Below are 19,733 nucleotides of genomic sequence, written 5' to 3'. Positions count from 1 at the left end.
AAGGTCGGGAATCCACGCCGGCACTGCACTTTTGCGAAATCCCCGGCTCTATCCATGGCCAGGGTGCGGTGACTTCCGCCGCACAGGAACGTGTCCGTCAAAGAATTCATGCCGAGAGTTTTGCACCCCATCGCTGCATTCATTCATCGCCCGTGCCTGCTGCTGGCCTGCCTGTCGACGCTGCTGCTCGGCGGTTGCAGCCATCAGGACGGCAACAATTTCATCACCCAGATGCGCGAAGGCAGGCCTCAGGAATTTCTCCAGACCAGCGTCGATCGCATGGCAACTCTGGCGATGCGTGACAACCTCGACAGCCTCTACCGCTTGATGGGCAAGTTGTATTTGCGTAACCCGGAGGAACTACGCAAATCCGGTTTTCTCGACATTCGCACGGCGGTCAAGCAGGTGCGACTGGCCATTGAGCAACAGCAACCCTTGCCGACCCTCGGCGGCAAAAAGGATCTGGCAGCGCTGAGCTATGCCATGAGCCCGGAATTCCTCGGCGACCGGGTCGGCGCGTTCATCTATGCGATCGGCAGCATGCTGGTCACCGCCCACGGCAATCGCACCGAGTTCTACATGACCGATGCGATCAACCCGACCTTCGTCAACAACGCCGCGCGCAATATCGAGAAAGCCACTTGGATCCTCGCCCAGCGGCAGAACAAGGATGGCCAACCGCTGCTGTTTTCCAATGAGATTTCCGAGGAGGGCAGCAACCTGAGTTTCGCCACGGAGTTCGGCAAAGTCGTGGCGCGTCTGGATCTGCTGACCCAGATGCTCGACGAGCGCTACCGGCGCATCGGGCTGAATTACGCCCAGAGCCTGTTGTTTTTGAATTTTTTGCCCGTGCAGTGAAATGGCATAACGATAGATCCGATCGATATAGGGCGTTATAAGAAAACTGGTTATGCTGCGGGCCGGATTTTTCCTGTGGTTTGTCTGGACGTCTTAATGGAATTGGCAAATTTCGGCCTGGTGATTGCCGGGCTGGTGGTGGGGTTCATCGTCGGCATGACCGGTGTCGGCGGCGGTTCGTTGATGACGCCGATCCTGCTGTGGTTCGGCATCAATCCGGCCACGGCGGTGGGCACGGATCTGCTGTACGCGGCCATCACCAAATCCAGTGGCGTGCTGGTGCACAGGAAGAACAAGAACATCGACTGGGCCATCACCGGCTGGCTGACCCTGGGCAGTGTTCCGGCGGTGGCGATGACCTTGTGGTTCCTCAGCACCCTGCACACTGCGCCGGATGCGATGAACGCCATCATCAAGCAAGCGCTGGGCTTCGTGCTGTTCGCCACGGCGCTGGCGATTCTGTTCAAGAAACGCCTGCTGGAATTCGCCCACAAACGTGCTGGCGGCAACTACAACCCCAGCGGTGCGCGCCTGAATGGCATGACCGTGATCACCGGTCTGATCCTCGGCACCATGGTCGCCCTGACCTCCATCGGCGCCGGCGCCCTCGGCACTGTCGCACTGTTCATCCTCTATCCGCTGCTGCCGACCCGCCGTCTGGTCGGCACCGAAATCGCCCACGCCGTCCCGCTGACCCTGGTCGCCGGCCTCGGCCACGCGAGCATGGGCAACATGGACTGGGGCGTGCTGGGTTTTCTGCTGGTCGGCTCGCTGCCGGGCATCTGGCTCGGCAGCCACCTGACCGGTCGGGTCTCCGATGAACTGCTGCGCCCGTGCCTGGCGACGATGCTGGTGTTGATCGGTTACAAGCTGGCGTTCTGACCGAGCGCCCGCTTCATCACCGTCACCGGCAACCCGTCATATTCCATTTCCTCCAGCACCTCCCAACCCAGGCGCGCATATAGCGACTGCGCGGCATCGGTGTACAGGTACAACTGCGGCACACCCAGGGCGGCGGCTTCCTCGACGATGCGGTTGACCAGTTGCGAGGCGATGCCGCGACCACGCTGTTCGGCCTTCACGTAGACCCCGGCCAGCCACGGCGTCAATTGCGGACGGGCATCCATGTCGCTGTCGATCAGCAGCGCACCGCCGAGCAGTTTTCCGTCTTCGATCGCCACTACCACGCTGGGAATCGCACCTTTGCCGCAGGCGGCGCGCATACGTTCGGTGCGGCTGGCGAGGGTGTCTTCGGGTTTGTACTGGCCCCATTCCTTGAAGTTGAGTTCGGCCAGTTCTTCAATCAGTTCGGGGTGATGGCAGAGGTAGTCGATGTGCATGCGCGTTGAACTCCATTTCACAGTTGGAGCTGCCACCCTAATGCGGTCATAAGAGCTAATCAAATGCGCGACACGATCGCGCCCATCCGGTTGCGCAAAACCGGTGCTGACCTAAGCTTTGGGCAAGGCGAAACACTTTTGCCGGGCAGCCCCCGGAACAATCGCCGCGATGCGCAATCATTAGAGCGTGGATATCAAAAGGAGATGCGCATGCTCATCAGGTCACTGACCCTGACACTCTTGCTGGCGATTGCCGGCCCCCTGTTCGCCGCCGACGGCGATTCCCCTCTGGACGTCGACAAGGGCATTAACCGCCCATTGATCGTGATCGCTTCCAGCACAGTCGATTCTTATTGGGTCAGCCTGAAAAAAGCGCTGGATGACCCGGCCAACAAACAAGGCATCGCCGACCGCAAGATCAAGGTTTACACCATCCTGAGCATGAGCGGTCAGGTCGATGGCAAAAGCCTCGAGCAGCAGCAAACCATGGCGCTGCTGCGCTCGCTGAAGCTGGGCGCCGGGGCGTATCCGAAAGTCTTCCTGGTGGGCAAGGATGGCGAGACCAAACTGACGGCTTCGGGGGATGAAGCGGCGGCGGTCGATTTGAAGAAGATTTTCGACACCATTGATGCGTTGCCTGCCGCTGAAAAAGAAGCCACTTCCACCGTGGTCACGGCCCCGGCTGCTGCAGAACCGGCGCCGGCCAAGGGCGCAAAAGGGACCAAGCCGGCGAAACCGACCAAACCGGCCAAGCCGCCGGAAATGCCGGATGATTGATGTTCTGATTCAGGGGGGATCAGAAAAGAAAAACGGGCGACCTTCTCAGGTCGCCCGTTTTTTATGGCGTGATTACCGGGTCAGCTCACCCAGAATTCTGTGCGCAATCTTCACCCGCTCTCCATTCGGATAATTGCGGTTCGCCAGAATCACGATCCCGACTTTCTTCGACGGTACAAACGCGACATACGCACCGTAGCCAGCGGTGGAGCCAGTCTTGTTCAACAGCACGTTCGCCAGTTCTGGCTGCGGCGGATTCAGCCATTTGACCTTGTGCGCCTCCATGGCCATTGGCGTCGAGTTGCCGTCCAGCAGGCGGTCGAGGCTGATCGGGTAGGCGTAGCGTTCCCAGCCCAGCCCCTGGGTCATGTCGCCGACGGTGTAGTAGCCGGTGTGGGTGAGGGCGATGGCTTTTTGCAGGGGTGTTTCGAGTTTGGCGGTGTTGAGGTTGGCTTCGACGTATTGAAGGAGGTCGGCGGCGCTGGTTTTCACGCCGTAGGCTTCGGAGTCGAGGGCGCCGGGGCTGACTCGGATCGGTTTGTTGTTCTTGTCATAGCCTTGGGCGTAGAGCTTTTGTTCAGACGCCGGCACCGACAGGAAGGTGTGCTTGAGCCCGAGTTTCGGCAGAAGGGTTTCGGTCATGACCTGATTGAACGGCTGGCCGAGGCTTTTTGCGGCCAGGTAACCGAATAGACCAATGCTTGGATTGGAATACAGGCGCTGGCTGCCGGCCGGAAAGGTCGGTTTCCACTGTTGGTAATAGCCGAGCATCTTGTCGGAAGAGTCCGCAGCATCCGGAAATTGCAGCGGCAGGCCGCCCGCGCTGTAAGTGCCCAGTTGCAGCAGGCTGATGTGGTCGAAGGCGCTGCCTTTGAGTTCGGGCCAGTGCTGGCTGGCCTTGTCGGAGAATTGCAGTTTGCCGCTGGCCTGGGCGTACGCGGCGAGGGTCGCGGTGAAGGTTTTGCTCACCGAACCGATTTCGAACAGGGTGTTTTCACTTACCGCTTGCCCGGTGCTTTTGTCGGCGACACCGTAATTAAAGTAATGCGCCTTGCCATCGACTGTCACGGCCACGGCGAGACCTGCGATGTCCTGTTGCTGCATGACCGGGGTCACGGTGGCCTTGACCAGCGCCTGCAACTGATCGTCGGTTGGCGGGGCGGCCAAGCAAGTGGCGGTGCTGAAGAAAAGTCCGAAAGCGCTGTAGGACTTGAATTTGTTCAGGTTGATCGAAGGCATGCTTGAACCACTCTCCATGAGTGTTGATGGTGTTATCCCGCTACACTGCGAGCGTTTTCCGTCGGGCCGGCTGATCGGCGCCGCCAAATCTAGGCAGTCCGGCGTCTTTCGACAAACGATGAAAACTCGGACGAGCCATTAGAAAAATTTGGGACTTGGCATGATTCGACCTCAATTGCCCTTGAATGCATTACGCGCCTTTGAAGCCTCTGCGCGCCACCTGAGCTTCACCCGTGCGGCCGTGGAGTTGTGCGTAACCCAGGCGGCCGTCAGCCATCAGGTCAAAAGCCTGGAAGCGCAACTCGGCGTGATCCTGTTCAAACGCCTGCCCCGTGGGCTGATGCTGACCGGCGAGGGCGAAACCCTGCTGCCGGTGCTGACCACGTCGTTTGATCATATCGCGCAGATGCTCGAGCGTCTGGCGGGCGGGCAATATCGGGAAATGCTCACGGTCGGCGCGGTGGGCACCTTCACGGTGGGATGGCTGTTGCCGAGGCTGGCAGACTTTCAGGCGAAACATCCGCTCATAGATTTGCGACTGTCGACCAACAACAACCGGGTGGACGTCGCCGCCGAGGGGCTGGATTACGCGATCCGCTTCGGTGCCGGGGCATGGCACGGTATCGAGGCGACCCGTTTGCTGGAGGCGCCATTGTCGGTGCTCTGCGTGCCGGAAATCGCTCGGCAACTGCACGCGCCGGGGGATCTTCTGCAGCACCGTTTGCTGCGCTCCTATCGCACCGATGAGTGGCCGGAATGGTTTCACGCGGCGGGTATGGCGACCCATGCTGCGCCGCCCCAGAGCATCGTGTTCGACTCGTCGCTGGCGATGATGGAAGCGGCGTTGCAGGGCGGCGGGGTGGCACTGGCGCCGCCGTTGATGTTTGCCCGGCAACTGGCGGCGGACCTGATCCGCCAACCCTTTGCCATCGAAATCACCACCGGCAGCTATTGGCTGACGCGCTTGCAGTCACGGCCGGAGACGTCGGCGATGGCGGCGTTCAGACACTGGTTGCTGGAGGCTGCGCAGGCCTAGCGCACCAGGCACGGCTTCTTGTTATCGAACGTCCAGCCCGGAATCAGAAACTGCATCGCTACGCTGTCATCCCGCGCGCCCAGTCCCATGCCTTTATAGAGTTCGTGGGCCTTGGCCACCTGATCCATGTCCAGTTCCACGCCCAGCCCCGGTTTCTTCGGCACTTGCACGCAGCCGTCGACGATTTGCAGCGGCGCCTTGGTCAGGCGCTGGCCGTCCTGCCAGATCCAGTGGGTGTCGATCGCGGTGATGTCGCCCGGTGCGGCGGCCGCGACGTGGGTGAACATCGCCAGGGAAATGTCGAAGTGGTTGTTGGAGTGCGAGCCCCAGGTCAGGCCCCATTCGTGGCACATCTGCGCCACGCGCACCGAACCCTGCATGGTCCAGAAGTGCGGGTCGGCCAGCGGAATGTCGACCGACTGCAACTGGATCGCATGGCCCATTTCGCGCCAGTCGGTGGCGATCATGTTGGTGGCGGTTTTCAGCCCGGTGGCCCGACGGAATTCAGCCATCACTTCACGGCCCGAATAACCGCTTTCTGCACCGCACGGGTCTTCGGCGTAAGCGAGTACATGATGCTGGTCGCGGCACAGACGGATCGCTTCTTTCAATGACCACGCGCCGTTCGGATCGAGGGTAATGCGGGCGTCGGGGAAGCGTTCGGCCAGTGCGGTCACCGCTTCGATTTCCGCATCGCCGCTGAGTACGCCGCCCTTGAGCTTGAAGTCCTTGAAGCCATAGCGTGCGTGGGCAGCCTCGGCCAGACGCACCACGGCGTCGGCGGTCATGGCTTTCTCGTGACGCACGCGGAACCAGTCGTTGTCGGCATCCGGTTCGCTGCGGTAGGCGAGGTCGGTTTCCCGGCGATCGCCCACGTAGAACAGGTAGCCAAGCATCTTCACTTCATCACGTTGCTGACCTTCGCCGAGCAATGCCGCCACCGGCACGTCGAGGTGCTGGCCGAGCAGGTCGAGCAGGGCGGCTTCGAGCCCGGTGACGGCGTGAATGGTGATGCGCAGGTCGAAGGTCTGCAGGCCACGGCCGCCGGCATCACGGTCAGCGAACGTCTGGCGAACCTGGTTGAGGATCTTCTGATACGTGCCGATCGGGCTGCCGACCACCAGGTTGCGGGCGTCTTCGAGGGTCTGGCGGATGCGTTCGCCGCCGGGCACTTCGCCGACGCCGGTATGGCCGGCGTTGTCCTTGAGGATGACGATGTTGCGGGTGAAAAACGGCCCGTGGGCGCCGCTCAGGTTGAGCAGCATGCCGTCGTGGCCGGCCACCGGGATGACTTGCATCTCGGTGATGATTGGAGCTTTGGCGATGTCGTGTGCGGTCATTTTTGATTGTCCTTTCAAGCGTGCTTCGGCGCGGCATCGGCCACGGCGACGTCAGGTGCGGATTTGGGTGTCATGCGGGCGGCGAACACGATGATTGCGGCAATGATCGAGGTCGCGGCCAGGCCATAGAGGCCGCCCTGGATCGAACCGGTGTGTTGCTCGAGCAAACCGAAAGTGGTGGGAGCGACGAAGCCGCCGAGGTTGCCTACCGAGTTGATCAACGCGATCACGGCAGCGGCGATCCGCGCGTCGAGATAAGCCTGCGGAATCGGCCAGAACAGCGACGACGCGGATTTGAAACCCAGCGCAGCAAAGCAGATCGCGACGAAGGCAAAAAACGGCCCGCCGGTGGTGGACATGAACATCCCCGCTGCGGCGATCAGCAATGCCGTGGCCACCCACGCCTGCTGGTGTTTCCACTTCGCCGAGAACGAAGCGAACGCGTACATGCCGATGATCGACAGCAGCCACGGAATCGAGTTGAACAGGCCGACCTGGAAGTCACTCATCTCGCCCATCTTCTTGATGATGCTCGGCAGCCAGAACGTTGCGGCGTAGATCGTCAATTGAATGAAGAAGTAGATCAGGCAGAACAGGATGATCTGGCGATCCTTGAGCAGTTTGCTCAGCGACGGCCGGATCGGGGTCGCGGCTTCGCGGGCCTTCTGCTCATCGTCGATGGCTTTGACCAGCGCATCCTGCTCGGCGCAGGTCAGCCACTTGGCATCGTGGGGTTTGGCGTCGAGCCAGAACCAGACGAATACGCACAGGCAAACCGAGAACATCCCTTCAATGAAGTACATCCACTGCCAGCCGTGCAGGCCCAGACCTTCGATCTGTAACAACAAGCCCGACAGCGGGCCGGAAATCAGCGAGGCCACGGCCGAACCGCTCAAGAAAATTGCAATCGCCTTGCCGCGCTCGGCCCCCGGCAACCAGCGGGTGAAGTAGTAGATCACCCCGGGAAAGAACCCGGCTTCGGCCACGCCGAGCAGAAATCGCAGGATGTAGAAGTGGGTTTCGTTCTGGATGAACGCCATGCCGGCGGCCACCAGACCCCAGGTGAGCATGATGCGGGTCAGCCAGATTCGCGCGCCGACCTTTTGCAGCAACATGTTGGAAGGGACTTCGAACAGCGCGTAACCGATGAAGAACAGACCGGCACCGAAACCGTAGGCCGCGGCACCGATGCCGAGGTCGTGTTCCATGTGGGTACGGACGAAGCCGATGTTCACCCGGTCAATGTAATTGACGATGAACATGATGACGAACAGCGGCAGGACGTGGCGTTTGACTTTGGCAATGGCGGAGGACAGCACCGAATCGGCGCCCTCGTTCATCCCGGCAATGGACGATTTCACTTGGTTTTCTCCCACTCGTTATTTTTATGCGGGGTGTATCTGGGTGTTGCGTTGTTGATAGACATCATACAACTAGATTTTTTTGTCCTACAAGCGGGAGTGCTCAATCAAATTTGTCTACGGGAAAGGGTTTTTATGCTTTTTCAGATTTTATGCGCCGTGTTTGTTGGCTTTTGTAGGGGGTTTGGCACGCGTAGTAGAGCGTTTTGTTCCAGTGCAAGTGGGGCGACTGCTCGGCGCAGTGGAAGATTTTCTAGCTAAAATTGAGTGTTGTCATACAAGTTAGATCCCGGAATTCATAGGAGCTCATACAAGTCATTGCCGCCAGTGCTACGATCGGTTTGCCCCGATCACCGGAACCGACCATGCAAGACGACTTCGACGCCCCCGCCCGTAAACGCGCGCACAACCTGGCCCACGATCTGGTGGAAAAACTCACCCAGAGCATCCTGCTCGGCCAGATGTTGCCCGGTGACAAGTTGCCGTCGGAGAACTCGATCGTTCAGGAACACGGCGTCAGTCGCACCGTCGTGCGCGAGGCGATTTCCAAATTGCAGGCGTCGGGGCTGGTGGAGACGCGGCACGGCATCGGCACCTTCGTGATCGAGCGCGCACCGGAGCAGGGGCTGCGACTGAATGTCGACACCGCGCTGGGGGTGCGCAGCATTCTCGAGCTGCGCATGGGCCTGGAGACGCAAGCCGCGGCACTGGCCGCGCAGCGCCGCACCGAGCAACAACTGATGCAGATGCGTCAGGCGCTGGACGACTATCAGCGTCTATTGGCTAACAACGACAGTTGCGTCGAAGCCGACCGACGCTTTCACCTGCTGATTGCCGAAGCCACCGGCAATGTCTGCTTCACCGAAATCATGCAGCACCTGGGTAGCGCAATGATCCCGCGCACCCGGGTCAATGCGGCCGAGCGCGGCGCGGTGGATTTGAGCAAGCTCGGGCAACTGGCGAATCTTGAGCATGAGGCGATCTTCAACGCCATCAAACGTCAGGACGCGGACGCGGCGCGCGCGGCAATGTGGTTGCACCTGACCAACAGTCGAGACCGGTTTTCAGCCACGAGCTGAATGCCGCTGGTCTGTTCGATAGCACGCCCGGTGCGGCGGCACTTCCAACGAGTACGACCCGGATCTTCCGGGCCTCATGCTCTGAGGTGCAATCATGGCTGACGATACGCTGTTTCAGGGAGGCACGGCCCCAACCGACCCTACCCGCAAAGTCCCCGGTACGGATGAGCCGACGCTGGCCGATCACGAGATGCCACCGGGCGTGATGCCCGGGCGCGACCCGTTGAGCGATGCCGATCGGCCGGAAGACTGGAAGGATCCGTCGTCCGATGAAGACATACCGCCGGCTGATGAGCCGACACCGCTGTCCGATGACAGGCGCTGAACAAACCCCGGCTGATTGCCGGGTTTTTTTGATGCTTTTAAACAGCGCCGAGATCGCGCATCAACAACCCAAACCGCAAATCCACCGCATCCGGAATCGGCAGATACACCGTATGCCCGTCCCCCGGCGCCACGTCGATGGCTTCACCTTTCAGGTTCTGCAATTCATGCAGATCAAAATGGAAGTTGCCCTTGGGCGTCATCAGTTCCAGGTGATCGCCCAGTGCAAAACGGTTCTTAACCTTGACCTCGGCCAGACGATCCCGACGTTCGCCGGTCAACTCGCCCACAAACTGCTGACGCTCCGACACCGAGCTGCCGTTCTGATAGTTCTGGTATTCGTCATGCACATGCCGGCGCAGGAAGCCTTCGGTGTAGCCGCGCTGGGCGAGGGATTCCAGATCGGTCATCAGGCTGCGGTCGAATTCGCGACCGGCCACAGCATCGTCGATAGCCCGGCGATAGACCTGGGTGGTGCGCGCGCAATAGAAGTGCGATTTGGTCCGGCCTTCGATCTTCAGTGAGTGCACGCCCATGCGGGTCAGGCGCTCGACGTGCTGCACCGCGCGCAGGTCCTTGGCGTTCATGATGTAGGTGCCGTGCTCGTCTTCGAAGGCCGGCATCAGCTCGCCGGGGCGGTTGGCTTCCTGCAGCAGGAACACCTGATCGGTGGGGGCGCCGAGGCCGAGGGTCGGTTGCGGTTCGAAGGTCTGCACGATTTCGCCGAGCTGGTTTTCGCTGGCCTCCTGCGCCGAGTATTTCCAGCGGCAGGCGTTGGTGCAGGTGCCCTGATTGGCGTCGCGTTTGTTCATGTAACCCGAGAGCAGGCAGCGGCCGGAATAGGCCATGCACAGCGCGCCGTGGACGAACACTTCCAGTTCCATGCCGGGCACTTGCTCGCGGATTTCGCCGATCTCTTCCAGCGACAATTCACGGGACAGGATGATCCGACTCAAGCCCTGCTGTTGCCAGAATTCGACACTCGCCCAGTTCACCGTGTTGGCCTGCACCGAGAGGTGGATCGGCATCTGCGGAAAGTGCCGGCGCACCAGCATGATCAGGCCGGGGTCAGACATGATCAGCGCGTCCGGCGCCATCTCGATCACCGGCGCCAGGTCCTTGAGGAAGGTCTTCAGTTTGGCGTTGTGCGGCGCGATGTTGACCACCACGTAGAAGCGCTTGCCCTGGGCCTGGGCTTCACGAATGCCAAGCGCCAGGTTGGCATGATCGAACTCGTTGTTGCGCACCCGCAGGCTGTAGCGTGGCTGGCCGGCGTACACCGCATCGGCCCCATAGGCGAAGGCGTAACGCATGTTTTTCAGGGTGCCGGCGGGGGCGAGCAGTTCGGGGGTGAAGGAGGTCGTCATGGCGGCGTCGGTCGCAAAAGCGCGGCAGGGTAGAGCAGTTGCGCCGAGGGTTTATTGATCTGGATCTATGCTCAATGAAGAAACAGGGCACTCGCGCTGACGCTGGCTGACTAAACGGGACGGGCGCGGGTGGCGCCTGACTGACCTGGACCGGACATGAACCAAAAGAGTCTGCAATTCAAATCCCTCACCGTGCTGTTGTTGCTGGTGACGGTCGCCTTCATCTGGATCCTGCTGCCGTTCTACGGTGCGGTGTTCTGGGCGGTGATCCTCGGCATCCTGTTCGCACCGATGCAGCGCCAGTTGCAACTGAAATTCGGCTGGCAACGCAACCTCACATCACTATGTACCTTGAGCATCTGCCTGGTGATTGCGATCTTGCCGGTGATCGTCCTCAGTGTACTGCTGGTGCAGGAAGGGGCGACGCTTTACGACAATATCGAAAGCGGCAAGCTCGATATCGGCGCTTATCTGGCGCAGTTCAAGCACAGCCTGCCGCCTTACTTTCAGCACCTGCTCGACCGCTTCGGCATGGGCGAGCTGAATGCCTTGCGCGAGAAGATCGTCAAGACCGCCATGCAGGGCAGTCAGGCGCTGGCGAGCCAGGCGTTCAGTTTCGGCCAGGGCACGTTCGAGTTCGTGGTGAGTTTTTTCATCATGCTGTACTTGCTGTTTTTCTTCCTGCGCGACGGCGCCGAACTGGCGCGCAAGGTGCGCACAGCGATACCGCTGGAGGAGCATCACAAGCGTCGCTTGCAGTTGAAATTCAATCGCGTGGTACGCGCCACGGTGAAGGGCAATCTGCTGGTGGCGATCACGCAGGGTGCGCTGGGCGGGGCGATTTTCTGGTTTCTCGACATTCCCAGTGCGTTGCTCTGGGCGGTATTGATGGCGTTTCTGTCGTTGCTGCCGGCGGTGGGCGCGGGGATTGTCTGGGTGCCGGTCGCGGTTTACTTCCTGCTCAGCGGGATGATCTGGCAGGGCGTGGTGCTGGGGCTGTTCGGGGTGTTCGTGATCGGTCTGGTGGACAACCTGCTGCGCCCGATCCTGGTGGGCAAGGACACACGGATGCCGGACTACATGATCCTGATCTCGACCCTGGGCGGATTGGCGGTGTTCGGGCTGAACGGCTTTGTGATTGGGCCGCTGATCGCGGCCCTGTTCATGTCGAGCTGGGCGTTGTTCATCGAAAGCAAACCGAAAGTGCAGCTGCCTTAAGCCTTGAACGGGCCGCTGAGCAGTTGTTGCGACAGCGCTTGAGCCGCCGGCAAGGACGTAAGCGGGCCGCTGACCGGCTCGCCGTCGCGCACCAGATACCAGCAGGCGAGCAGCCCCAGCTCTCTGAGCGATGCGGGAACGGCGCTGCCGACAACGGACATGATTTGAACCTGAGCCATGAAAAGTACCTCCATCAATCTGTGGAGCTACCTTAGGGAATTGGCCGTTTCAGGGACAATCAACGCTTTCGATAGTGGTCATTGACGCCGCTGAGGGCTGGCTCAATCCACCACTTGATCGAGCATGTGCACGATCTCGTGTTCGTTGAGAAAACCCTTGCGCACCAGGTTTTCCGCCAGCAACGAGAGAAACTTCGCCGTGCGGTGGCCTTCCAGGTGCTTGAGTTCGGTCAGGGCGTTGTAGACCTTGCTCGAGGTGCATAAACCGACGATGCGGTGCGGATTCTGTGTAGGCATTCAAGTCGTCCTTGTTGTTATCAACCTGTTGTTTGCGGACGGATTCAGAGTGCGGTTCCGTCATGACAAATAGATGACCGTTTGTGTGTTGCCCCCGACGGTCGAGTCCATCATGCCGACTTTAACGGTTCAAACTGTCCCCACAGCGACCTTGGCGAGATTTTTTCAGACCTTGGCCGACGGACGGTTGGCTTTTCCGCGGGCAATAATATGCGCGCAATAAAAAGCCCCGCTATCAAGCGGGGCTTCGTGTGCCGATTACCAGCGCGGGCCACCGTAGTAGTGTGGCCGGCCGTAATAACCACGCGGCGGGCCGTAATACACCGGGGCCGGTTGGACGTAGACCGGTTGCTGCACATAGACCGGGGCCGGCTGGTAATAAACCGGTGGCGGCGGTTGCTGGACGTAGACCGGAGCCGGTTGAGCGTAAACAGGCTGTTGGACATACACCGGCCGATCCTGGTTAATGAGCGCCGAGCCGATGATGGCCGAGCCGACGATCGCACCAAATACCGCCGGGCCCTGCCAGCCACCGCCGTGGGCTTCTGCCTGACCCGTGATCGCGAATGCACCAATCAACAAGGCCACGATGGGGAGTTTACGAATCATGATAATTCCTCGGTTCTTCGACCCGGCGTCCGAACCTGCAACAGGCCCGGAATGGCGCGGGGATACTTCTAAGACAGCAACATTTTGAAAAACAGCACGGCCGCCAGGTAAATTTTGTGTAAGGTCTGTACCGGTTTGTTTACCAAGCTTGCGGCATCGACTGTGATGCCCGGAACAGACCGCCTTATGATCGTTCAGAACCCGATGGCCTGGCTAATCCCGTCCATCCGAAAGTGCATACGAAGGAGCCTCCCATGCAGATGAACCCCAACAAAGACACCCAATTGTGCATGTCCCTGTCTGGGCGTCCCGGGAATTTCGGTCTGCGTTTTCATAACCATTTGTATGAACAACTGGGGCTGAATTTCTACTATAAGGCGTTCAGCAGCCAGGACCTTCCCGGTGCGGTCGGCGGGATCCGCGCGCTGGGGATTCGTGGTTGCGGCGTGTCGATGCCGTTCAAGGAAGCGAGCATTGCGCTGGTTGATGAGCTGGACGCCTCGGCGGCGGCGATCCAGTCGATCAACACCATCGTCAACACCAACGGCCATCTCAAGGCCTACAACACCGATTACATCGCCATCGCCCAGTTGCTGGAAACCCACGCGGTGCCGAAGGACTCGACTTTCGCCCTGCGCGGCAGCGGCGGCATGGCCAAGGCTGTGGCCAGTGCCTTGCGCGATGGCGGTTACAAAAATGGTTTGATCGTCGCTCGCAACGAGCGCGCCGGGCGTGCGCTGGCGGACTCCCTGGGGTATCGCTGGCAGGCGGAACTGGGCGACGAGCGCCCGCAGATGCTGATCAACGTGACCCCTGTCGGCATGGACGGTGGCCCGGAAGCGGGTCAACTGTCGTTTGAGGTGGATGTGATCAAGTCTGCCGACACCGTGTTCGATGTGGTGGCGATCCCCTCGGAAACCCCGCTGATCGTGCGCGGTCGTGCCGAAGGTAAAAAGGTGATCACCGGGCTGGAAGTCATCGCGATCCAGGCGCTGGAGCAGTTCGTGCTGTACACCGGCGTGCGGCCGACGGTCGAGCAGTTCGATGCGGCGGTGGCGTTTGCCCGCAGTTGATGGCGCCTGAGCAACGGCATATCCGCCCGAATTTGCCGTTGCCTATACTGCCGGATCAGCAAGCACAGACTTGCCCATCACAAAAGCCGAGGTTTGCATGCATCCGCCCATTCTCAACCTGAATGACGTCGAACTCGAACCGCTTCCCGAATCATTGGCCCCCGAGGGCGAAACCGCCGGGCGTTATCAGCAACGGTTCGCCCGGGTCGGCCAGCAATTGGGCGCGCAAAAGCTCGGATATCGCCTGTATGCGCTACCGCCGGGCATGCGTGGCAGTCCGTTTCACAGTCATCGGGTCAATGAGGAAATGTTTTACGTGGTGGCCGGGGAAGGGGAAGTGCGCCTCGGCGCCGAGCGTTTCCCGATTCGCGCCGGCGACGTGATCGCCTGCCCACCGGGCGGCCCGGAAGCTGCGCATCAGATCATCAACACCAGTGCTGCGGAACTGCGCTATCTGGCGGTCAGCACCCAGCAGCAACCGGAAATCTGCGAGTACCCGGATTCCAACAAATACGCGGTGATGGACAACTTCAGCGTCGATGCCGAAGGCAATGCCTCGGGCTTCGTGGCGGTGGCGCGGCAGGCGGACGGGGTGGATTACTGGGACGGCGAATAACACCGTCCCCGGTGCACTTATTCTTCGAGACGGGCCAGACGCTCTTCCAGCGCCGCAATCCGCGCTTCCAGCTCTTCGATGCGCTCCACTGACACGCCGCTGGCAGCGCCGCGATCACTCTGGTTCTGCCGCGCCGCGATAATCGCCTCGATGTCCGCCGGATCGCCCAGCGCGTGGGTATAACGATCTTCGCGCTGGCCGGCCTGACGTGGAATCAACACCGCCAGCTCCCGGGCGATCAGGCGTTCCAGCTGATGCACCACTTGTTCGGCGTCTTCAAACTCATGCATGCGACCGCTGCGGGTCAGCAGTTCGTTGACGGTCTGCGGGCCGCGCAGGAACATCAACCCGGTCAGGATCAATTGCGCCGGCACCAGCTCCAGCGCCTTGTCGACCTTATGCTCCCAGCGGTCGGCGCGGCTGCCCATCACCAGTTTGGTGAAGCCGCGGCTTTCGAGGGCGCGCAGGCTCTGGCCGACCTGGCCCTGAGTCAGGTTCATCACTGGCTCCCGGCTGGTTTTCTGGTTGCAGGCCAGCACCAGTGCGTTGAGGGTCAACGGGTAGGTTTCCGGGCTGGTGGCCTGTTTCTCGATCAACGAGCCCAGAATGCGGATTTCCGTGGCGTTGAGCCTTGGTTCGTCGGAGCGGGTTTCAAATTCTGTGGTCATCGCGCGTTCCCTCTGCAGTCGAAGGCGCCTAGCCTAATCCTTGCTGGATAAAAGACAAGCCGCGCCGCCCGCGAGCATGGCTATAATCGCCCCCACGATTCACCCAGCCACCACGTGAGACTGCCATGACCATTTCCCTGTACGCCGCATCCGTCCCGGTTTTTCAACAAATGCTCAACGCCGTGAGCGATGTGCTGAAAAAGGCTGAAGCCCACGCCACCGAGAAAAACATCGACCCGAACGCCTTCCTGCAAGCGCGTCTGTACCCGGACATGTTCCCGCTGGTGCGTCAGGTGCAGATCGCCGTGGACTTCGCCAAAGGCGTTTCCTCGCGTCTGGCCGAAATCGAAATTCCGAAATATGACGACACCGAAACCACCTTCGCCGAGCTGCAAGCGCTGATCGCCAAGGTTCTGGCCTTCATCGGCGAGATCAAGCCAGAGCAAATCAATGGCAAGGAAGGCATCGAGATCGTGACTCGCCCGGGCACCCCGAAAGAGAAGCGCTTCAGCGGCCAGGCTTATCTGCTGAGCTACGGTCTGCCGCAGTTCTTCTTCCACGTCACCACCACCTACGCACTGCTGCGTCATAACGGGGTGGAAGTGGGCAAGCGCGATTACATGGGCGCGTTCTAAAACGTTCTGCAATAAAAAGCCCGCCAAGGTCTGCGCCTTGGCGGGCTTTTTATTGCGCCGGTTTTTTACGCCGGACGCTGGGTTTTCTGCTCTTCGCCCAGGCACGCGGCGGCGGTGAACAGCACGTCGGTGGAGGAGTTCAGCGCCGTTTCGGCCGAATCCTGCAGCACGCCGATGATGAAACCGACGGCCACCACCTGCATGGCGATTTCGCTCGGGATGCCGAACAGGCTGCACGCCAGCGGGATCAACAGCAGCGAACCACCGGCCACGCCCGAGGCACCGCAGGCGCAGATCGCAGCGACGACGCTGAGCAGGATCGCGGTCGGGATGTCCACGGCGATACCCAAGGTGTGCACGGCGGCGAGGGTCAGCACGGTGATGGTGATCGCCGCGCCGGCCATGTTGATGGTGGCGCCGAGCGGGATCGATACCGAATAGGTGTCTTCATGCAGGCCCAGGCGCTTGCTCAGTTCCAGATTGACCGGAATGTTCGCCGCCGAGCTGCGGGTGAAAAACGCAGTGATGCCGCTTTCACGCAGGCACTGGAGCGTTAGCGGGTACGGGTTGCGGCGCAGCTTCCAGAACACGATCAGCGGGTTCATCACCAGCGCCACGAACAGCATGCAGCCGAGCAGTACCGCCAGCAGGTGCGCATAACCGATCAATGCGCCAAACCCGGAGGTGGCCAGGGTCGACGCTACCAGACCGAAAATGCCCAGCGGTGCGAAGCGAATCACCACCCGGACAATCAGCGTCACGCCGTTGGACAGATCACCCAGCACCTCGCGGGTGGTGTCGCCGGCGTGGCGGATCGCCACGCCCATGCCGATGGCCCAGGCCAGAATGCCGATGAAGTTGGCGTTCATCAGTGCGCTCACCGGGTTGTCGACCACGCTCAGCAACAGGCTTTGCAGCACTTCACTGATGCCGCCCGGCGCGCTTACAGCGATATTGTCGGTGGACAGCACCAGATGCGACGGGAACATCATGCTGGCAATCACCGCGACCACGGCAGCGGCGAAGGTGCCCAGCAGATACAGGAACAGAATCGGCCGGATGTGAGTTTCCTGGCCGTGCTTGTGGTTGGCGATCGACGCCATGACCAGCACGAACACCAGGATCGGCGCCACGGCTTTCAGGGCCGAGACGAACACTTTGCCGATGAAGGCCGTGCCTTTGGCCGCTTCCGGCGCGAACAGCGCGAGGGCGATGCTGGCAATCAGGCCGATCAGGATCTGGGTGACCAGGCTGAGGCTTTTAAGACGTTGCAATAGAGAAGGGGATGAAGCGGTCATGAACGGCATCTCTGTTTTTATAGGGTGCAAGGTTGCGTGATCCGGGCGATTGATCGGGGGCAGGCCACGGACGCAAACCGAAAGGACTGACGCGCCAGCCACGCCGTTAAACGGGTGGTTGAACAGGGTGTACGTTTTGCAGGGCGCGGACTTTATCACAGGGTCGTCCGATTCCTTCAGGCCTGTGACGATCTGCCACCGGATCCATCTACAACTTAGACAGGTTTGTGCAAGTCACTCGGGAAACACTCTGTTAAGATTGCGCATCCTTATTTTCAAGTTCTGCCAGCGGGCCCTCGGGTCAACGCTGGTGTCGTCGTTTTGCTGGAGTTCCTCATGCTGTTGCCCATCCTTCTGTTGTCTGCCGCCGGGTTTACGGTGCTGACCACGGAGTTCGTCATCGTCGGCCTGCTGCCGGCGATTGCCCGCGATCTTGCTGTCACCATCCCGCAAGCCGGGCTGCTGGTGACGCTGTTCGCTTTTACCGTGGCCATGTTCGGTCCTTTCTTGACCGCGTATTTCGCCCGCTTCGAGCGACGCAAGCTGTTCATCACCATCCTGATCATGTTCGGCCTGGCCAATACCGTGGCGGCATTGGCGCCGAACATCTGGGTGATGGCCATTGCCCGGTTGATCCCGGCGTTGGGGTTGCCGGTGTTCTGGGCGCTGGCCAGCGAAACGGCGGTGGATATCGTCGGCCCGGACTTCGCCGGTCGCGCGATCGCCAAGATCGGCTTCGGCATTGTCTGCGCCACCGTGTTCGGCATTCCGGTTGGCACGCTGATTTCCGATGCGTTCGGCTGGCGCAGTGCGTTCGCCATTCTGGCGGTGATTGCATTCGCCAAGGCGTTGCTGCTGTTTGTCTACCTGCCGAAAACCAGCCTGCACCAGCATCAGGTCAGTTTCGCTTCGCAGTTCAAGATCCTGCGCAGCCCGCTGATGCTGGGTCATGTGCTGCTGTCGATCCTGGTGTTCAGTGGCATGTTCACCGCCTACACCTATCTGGCGGATATTCTCGAAAGGCTGGCCGGCTTCAATGGCACCGTGGTCGGCTGGTGCCTGATGGGCTTTGGCGCGGTCGGTCTGATCGGCAACTCGCTGGGCGGTCGTGCGGTGGATCGTCATCCGCTGATGGCTTCGGTGATGTTCTGCGCGTTCATGATTCCGGGGATGGTGGCGCTGGTGCCGAACATCAATTCGTCGCTGGGTCTGGCGGCGGCGATGGGCATCTGGGGCGTGACCCAGGCGGCGCTGTTTCTGGTCAGCCACGTGCGCTTGATGAAAGCGGCTCCTGAAGCGCCGGCCTTCGCCGCGTCGCTGAACATCGCCGGGGCCAACCTCGGGATTGGTCTGGGCGCGATCATTGGCGGTCGGGTGATTGACAGCGCCGGCCTGGGCTTTGTGGGTTTCGCCGCCGCCGGGTTCATCCTGCTGTCGATTTTCCTCGCCATGGTGCTGATGGTGCTCAAGCCGCGCGACGTCTGCGCGCCGGCTTAAAAGGCTGTAAACAGCTCGCGTCGGGCACCTTCGGTAATCGCTTTGATGCCGGGGTGCTTGACCTTGCGCTCCACCGAGATCGCGTAGAACGACTCGCTCACCGCATCGGTCTGGCCGATCAACTCGACGCCGTACTGGCGCTTCACCTCATCGGCAATCACGCTCGGGCCGATGAAAATCCCGCTGCCGGACTGGCCGAACGCCTGCATCAAGGCGCTGTCATCGAACTCCCCGACAATCCTCGGCTGAATCTGCTGCTCGGCGAACCAGCGCTGTAGACGGCTGCGCACCACGGTTTCCGCGCCGGGGATCAACAGCGGCGCACCGTGCAGGCTGCGCGGGAAATCCTGACCGTATTGCGCGGCCAGTTCGGCGGTGGCGAAAAAACTGATCCCGCATTCGCCTAGCTTCTGGCTGTAGCCCTTGATGTCCAGGTGCGAGGGCATCGGGCTGTCGGAAATCACCAGGTCCAGGCGCTGGATTGCCAGGTCTGCCAGCAGGCGCTCGAGTTTGTCTTCGCGGCAGGTGATGCGCAGTGGCTCGCTCAATTCCATGGTCGGCGCGATCAGGCGATAAACGATGGATTTGGGCACTACGTCCGCCACGCCGACCCGAAACAGGATCTGCTGTTCATTGGGCTGGGCGCGCAGCATCAGCTCCAGTTCACCGCCGAGCTGGAACATCTGTTCGGCGTAGGGCAGGGCCTGACGCCCGGCTTCGGTGAGCTCAAGCTGGCGGCCGACCCGTTGAAACAGCTCGATACCGTAGGTTTGTTCGAGCAGGGAAATCTGCCCGCTGATGGTCTGCGGCGTCAGGTTCAGTTGCTCGCAGGCGCGCACGATGCTGCCGGTCTTGGCCACCACCCAGAAGTAATGCAGTTGTCGGTAATTGAGCATGGGGTTCGGTCCGTCCAATACAGTTC

The 19,733-nt window shown here is 60.7% G+C and carries 22 protein-coding genes; 11 read left to right on the top strand and 11 right to left on the bottom strand.

Annotation, left to right across the window (positions count from 1 at the left end; translation table 11 throughout):
• Nucleotides 1-108 precede the first annotated feature (108 nt).
• Nucleotides 109-858: a hypothetical protein gene (locus L6D74_RS11870; protein WP_039767696.1), complete on the top strand. Its 750-nt coding sequence runs from the start codon at nt 109-111 to the stop codon at nt 856-858.
• 96 nt (nt 859-954) lie between these two features.
• Nucleotides 955-1,740 carry a sulfite exporter TauE/SafE family protein gene (locus L6D74_RS11865; protein WP_039767649.1) on the top strand — a complete coding sequence of 262 codons (786 nt, stop codon included), beginning with the start codon at nt 955-957 and terminating at the stop codon, nt 1,738-1,740.
• Here the strand turns inward: L6D74_RS11865 and L6D74_RS11860 are convergent.
• Nucleotides 1,722-2,198: a GNAT family N-acetyltransferase gene (locus L6D74_RS11860; protein ID WP_236189249.1), complete on the bottom strand. Its 477-nt coding sequence runs from the start codon at nt 2,196-2,198 to the stop codon at nt 1,722-1,724. The genes L6D74_RS11865 and L6D74_RS11860 overlap by 19 nt on opposite strands.
• A gap of 210 nt (nt 2,199-2,408) precedes the next feature.
• Here L6D74_RS11860 and L6D74_RS11855 point away from each other — a divergent pair, with 210 nt between their 5' ends.
• Nucleotides 2,409-2,975 carry a DUF4174 domain-containing protein gene (locus L6D74_RS11855; protein WP_236189248.1) on the top strand — a complete coding sequence of 189 codons (567 nt, stop codon included), beginning with the start codon at nt 2,409-2,411 and terminating at the stop codon, nt 2,973-2,975.
• Nucleotides 2,976-3,047: 72 nt separating this feature from the next.
• Here the strand turns inward: L6D74_RS11855 and ampC are convergent, their stop codons facing one another.
• Nucleotides 3,048-4,214, bottom strand: a complete 1,167-nt coding sequence (gene ampC / locus L6D74_RS11850; RefSeq protein WP_236189247.1) for a class C beta-lactamase — start codon at nt 4,212-4,214, stop codon at nt 3,048-3,050.
• A gap of 160 nt (nt 4,215-4,374) precedes the next feature.
• On the opposite strand from ampC, the gene L6D74_RS11845 reads away from it, so the two are divergent.
• A complete protein-coding gene (locus L6D74_RS11845; protein ID WP_236189245.1) occupies nt 4,375-5,250 on the top strand; it encodes a LysR family transcriptional regulator in 876 nt (291 codons plus the stop codon).
• Here L6D74_RS11845 and gudD read toward each other — a convergent pair.
• Both gudD and L6D74_RS11835 read right to left on the bottom strand, forming a co-directional pair.
• A complete protein-coding gene (gudD, locus tag L6D74_RS11840; RefSeq protein ID WP_064597893.1) occupies nt 5,247-6,590 on the bottom strand; it encodes a glucarate dehydratase in 1,344 nt (447 codons plus the stop codon). The two genes, L6D74_RS11845 and gudD, sit on opposite strands and share 4 nt — an antisense overlap.
• A 14-nt stretch (nt 6,591-6,604) precedes the next feature.
• A complete protein-coding gene (locus tag L6D74_RS11835) occupies nt 6,605-7,951 on the bottom strand; it encodes an MFS transporter (protein ID WP_236189244.1) in 1,347 nt (448 codons plus the stop codon).
• A gap of 365 nt (nt 7,952-8,316) precedes the next feature.
• Between L6D74_RS11835 and L6D74_RS11830 the strand changes: the two genes are divergently transcribed.
• On the top strand, nt 8,317-9,030 hold the full coding sequence (locus L6D74_RS11830; protein WP_064597889.1) for a FadR/GntR family transcriptional regulator: 714 nt from the start codon (nt 8,317-8,319) through the stop codon (nt 9,028-9,030).
• A 94-nt stretch (nt 9,031-9,124) separates the two neighbouring features.
• Nucleotides 9,125-9,355, top strand: coding sequence for a hypothetical protein (locus tag L6D74_RS11825; RefSeq protein ID WP_064597887.1), 231 nt, complete (start codon nt 9,125-9,127; stop codon nt 9,353-9,355).
• A gap of 37 nt (nt 9,356-9,392) precedes the next feature.
• On the opposite strand, the gene trhP is transcribed toward L6D74_RS11825, so the two are convergent.
• Nucleotides 9,393-10,721 carry a prephenate-dependent tRNA uridine(34) hydroxylase TrhP gene (gene trhP, locus L6D74_RS11820; protein ID WP_064597885.1) on the bottom strand — a complete coding sequence of 443 codons (1,329 nt, stop codon included), beginning with the start codon at nt 10,719-10,721 and terminating at the stop codon, nt 9,393-9,395.
• A gap of 156 nt (nt 10,722-10,877) precedes the next feature.
• On the opposite strand from trhP, the gene L6D74_RS11815 reads away from it, so the two are divergent.
• Entirely contained in the window at nt 10,878-11,939 is a 1,062-nt protein-coding gene (locus L6D74_RS11815) for an AI-2E family transporter (protein WP_236189243.1), read from the top strand.
• On the opposite strand, the gene L6D74_RS11810 is transcribed toward L6D74_RS11815, so the two are convergent.
• From L6D74_RS11810 to L6D74_RS11800, 3 genes are all read right to left on the bottom strand, one after another.
• Nucleotides 11,936-12,118, bottom strand: coding sequence for a hypothetical protein (locus L6D74_RS11810; RefSeq protein ID WP_064597883.1), 183 nt, complete (start codon nt 12,116-12,118; stop codon nt 11,936-11,938). The genes L6D74_RS11815 and L6D74_RS11810 overlap by 4 nt on opposite strands.
• A 102-nt stretch (nt 12,119-12,220) precedes the next feature.
• Complete coding sequence (locus L6D74_RS11805; protein WP_007951579.1) at nt 12,221-12,415, bottom strand: hypothetical protein; 195 nt, start codon at nt 12,413-12,415, stop codon at nt 12,221-12,223.
• A 258-nt stretch (nt 12,416-12,673) separates the two neighbouring features.
• A complete protein-coding gene (locus L6D74_RS11800; protein ID WP_007951578.1) occupies nt 12,674-13,024 on the bottom strand; it encodes a hypothetical protein in 351 nt (116 codons plus the stop codon).
• Between the two features lie 254 nt (nt 13,025-13,278).
• Here L6D74_RS11800 and L6D74_RS11795 point away from each other — a divergent pair, with 254 nt between their 5' ends.
• The gene (locus L6D74_RS11795; RefSeq protein WP_064597881.1) at nt 13,279-14,097 is read left to right on the top strand and encodes a shikimate 5-dehydrogenase; all 819 of its coding nucleotides are present in this window, start codon (nt 13,279-13,281) and stop codon (nt 14,095-14,097) included.
• A 97-nt stretch (nt 14,098-14,194) separates the two neighbouring features.
• Nucleotides 14,195-14,713, top strand: a complete 519-nt coding sequence (locus L6D74_RS11790; RefSeq protein ID WP_039767631.1) for a cupin domain-containing protein — start codon at nt 14,195-14,197, stop codon at nt 14,711-14,713.
• 17 nt (nt 14,714-14,730) lie between these two features.
• On the opposite strand, the gene L6D74_RS11785 is transcribed toward L6D74_RS11790, so the two are convergent.
• On the bottom strand, nt 14,731-15,381 hold the full coding sequence (locus L6D74_RS11785) for a YceH family protein (RefSeq protein ID WP_236189242.1): 651 nt from the start codon (nt 15,379-15,381) through the stop codon (nt 14,731-14,733).
• Nucleotides 15,382-15,506: 125 nt separating this feature from the next.
• On the opposite strand from L6D74_RS11785, the gene L6D74_RS11780 reads away from it, so the two are divergent.
• Nucleotides 15,507-16,016, top strand: coding sequence for a DUF1993 domain-containing protein (locus L6D74_RS11780; RefSeq protein WP_007951572.1), 510 nt, complete (start codon nt 15,507-15,509; stop codon nt 16,014-16,016).
• 65 nt (nt 16,017-16,081) lie between these two features.
• On the opposite strand, the gene sstT is transcribed toward L6D74_RS11780, so the two are convergent.
• Nucleotides 16,082-17,314 carry a serine/threonine transporter SstT gene (sstT, locus tag L6D74_RS11775; protein ID WP_236189241.1) on the bottom strand — a complete coding sequence of 411 codons (1,233 nt, stop codon included), beginning with the start codon at nt 17,312-17,314 and terminating at the stop codon, nt 16,082-16,084.
• A 336-nt stretch (nt 17,315-17,650) separates the two neighbouring features.
• Between sstT and L6D74_RS11770 the strand changes: the two genes are divergently transcribed.
• Nucleotides 17,651-18,811 (top strand): MFS transporter, encoded by a 1,161-nt coding sequence (locus L6D74_RS11770; protein WP_007951570.1) that lies wholly within the window; start codon nt 17,651-17,653, stop codon nt 18,809-18,811.
• Here the strand turns inward: L6D74_RS11770 and nhaR are convergent.
• Nucleotides 18,808-19,707, bottom strand: coding sequence for a transcriptional activator NhaR (gene nhaR / locus L6D74_RS11765; RefSeq protein ID WP_007951569.1), 900 nt, complete (start codon nt 19,705-19,707; stop codon nt 18,808-18,810). The genes L6D74_RS11770 and nhaR overlap by 4 nt on opposite strands.
• Nucleotides 19,708-19,733 lie beyond the last annotated feature (26 nt).

It is taken from the genome of Pseudomonas pharyngis (assembly GCF_021602345.1).
In the GTDB taxonomy this organism is placed as follows: Bacteria; Pseudomonadota; Gammaproteobacteria; order Pseudomonadales; family Pseudomonadaceae; genus Aquipseudomonas; species Aquipseudomonas pharyngis.
The sequence above is the reverse complement of the archived record's forward strand: the minus strand, read 5'-3'. Positions and strand labels throughout refer to the sequence as shown.

What these genes read in the sequence shown, in the direction of transcription:
- L6D74_RS11795 (WP_064597881.1), top strand. Translation starts at nt 13,279, where the DNA reads ATGCAGATGAACCCCAACAAAGACACCCAATTGTGCATGTCCCTGTCT.
- L6D74_RS11860 (WP_236189249.1), bottom strand. Translation starts at nt 2,198, where the DNA reads ATGCACATCGACTACCTCTGCCATCACCCCGAACTGATTGAAGAACTG.
- L6D74_RS11845 (WP_236189245.1), top strand. Translation starts at nt 4,375, where the DNA reads ATGATTCGACCTCAATTGCCCTTGAATGCATTACGCGCCTTTGAAGCC.
- L6D74_RS11805 (WP_007951579.1), bottom strand. Translation starts at nt 12,415, where the DNA reads ATGCCTACACAGAATCCGCACCGCATCGTCGGTTTATGCACCTCGAGC.
- L6D74_RS11780 (WP_007951572.1), top strand. Translation starts at nt 15,507, where the DNA reads ATGACCATTTCCCTGTACGCCGCATCCGTCCCGGTTTTTCAACAAATG.
- L6D74_RS11830 (WP_064597889.1), top strand. Translation starts at nt 8,317, where the DNA reads ATGCAAGACGACTTCGACGCCCCCGCCCGTAAACGCGCGCACAACCTG.
- nhaR (WP_007951569.1), bottom strand. Translation starts at nt 19,707, where the DNA reads ATGCTCAATTACCGACAACTGCATTACTTCTGGGTGGTGGCCAAGACC.
- ampC (WP_236189247.1), bottom strand. Translation starts at nt 4,214, where the DNA reads ATGCCTTCGATCAACCTGAACAAATTCAAGTCCTACAGCGCTTTCGGA.
- L6D74_RS11815 (WP_236189243.1), top strand. Translation starts at nt 10,878, where the DNA reads ATGAACCAAAAGAGTCTGCAATTCAAATCCCTCACCGTGCTGTTGTTG.
- trhP (WP_064597885.1), bottom strand. Translation starts at nt 10,721, where the DNA reads ATGACGACCTCCTTCACCCCCGAACTGCTCGCCCCCGCCGGCACCCTG.
- L6D74_RS11855 (WP_236189248.1), top strand. Translation starts at nt 2,409, where the DNA reads ATGCTCATCAGGTCACTGACCCTGACACTCTTGCTGGCGATTGCCGGC.
- L6D74_RS11790 (WP_039767631.1), top strand. Translation starts at nt 14,195, where the DNA reads ATGCATCCGCCCATTCTCAACCTGAATGACGTCGAACTCGAACCGCTT.
- L6D74_RS11825 (WP_064597887.1), top strand. Translation starts at nt 9,125, where the DNA reads ATGGCTGACGATACGCTGTTTCAGGGAGGCACGGCCCCAACCGACCCT.
- L6D74_RS11870 (WP_039767696.1), top strand. Translation starts at nt 109, where the DNA reads ATGCCGAGAGTTTTGCACCCCATCGCTGCATTCATTCATCGCCCGTGC.
- L6D74_RS11785 (WP_236189242.1), bottom strand. Translation starts at nt 15,381, where the DNA reads ATGACCACAGAATTTGAAACCCGCTCCGACGAACCAAGGCTCAACGCC.
- L6D74_RS11770 (WP_007951570.1), top strand. Translation starts at nt 17,651, where the DNA reads ATGCTGTTGCCCATCCTTCTGTTGTCTGCCGCCGGGTTTACGGTGCTG.
- L6D74_RS11810 (WP_064597883.1), bottom strand. Translation starts at nt 12,118, where the DNA reads ATGGCTCAGGTTCAAATCATGTCCGTTGTCGGCAGCGCCGTTCCCGCA.
- sstT (WP_236189241.1), bottom strand. Translation starts at nt 17,314, where the DNA reads ATGACCGCTTCATCCCCTTCTCTATTGCAACGTCTTAAAAGCCTCAGC.
- L6D74_RS11865 (WP_039767649.1), top strand. Translation starts at nt 955, where the DNA reads ATGGAATTGGCAAATTTCGGCCTGGTGATTGCCGGGCTGGTGGTGGGG.
- L6D74_RS11800 (WP_007951578.1), bottom strand. Translation starts at nt 13,024, where the DNA reads ATGATTCGTAAACTCCCCATCGTGGCCTTGTTGATTGGTGCATTCGCG.
- gudD (WP_064597893.1), bottom strand. Translation starts at nt 6,590, where the DNA reads ATGACCGCACACGACATCGCCAAAGCTCCAATCATCACCGAGATGCAA.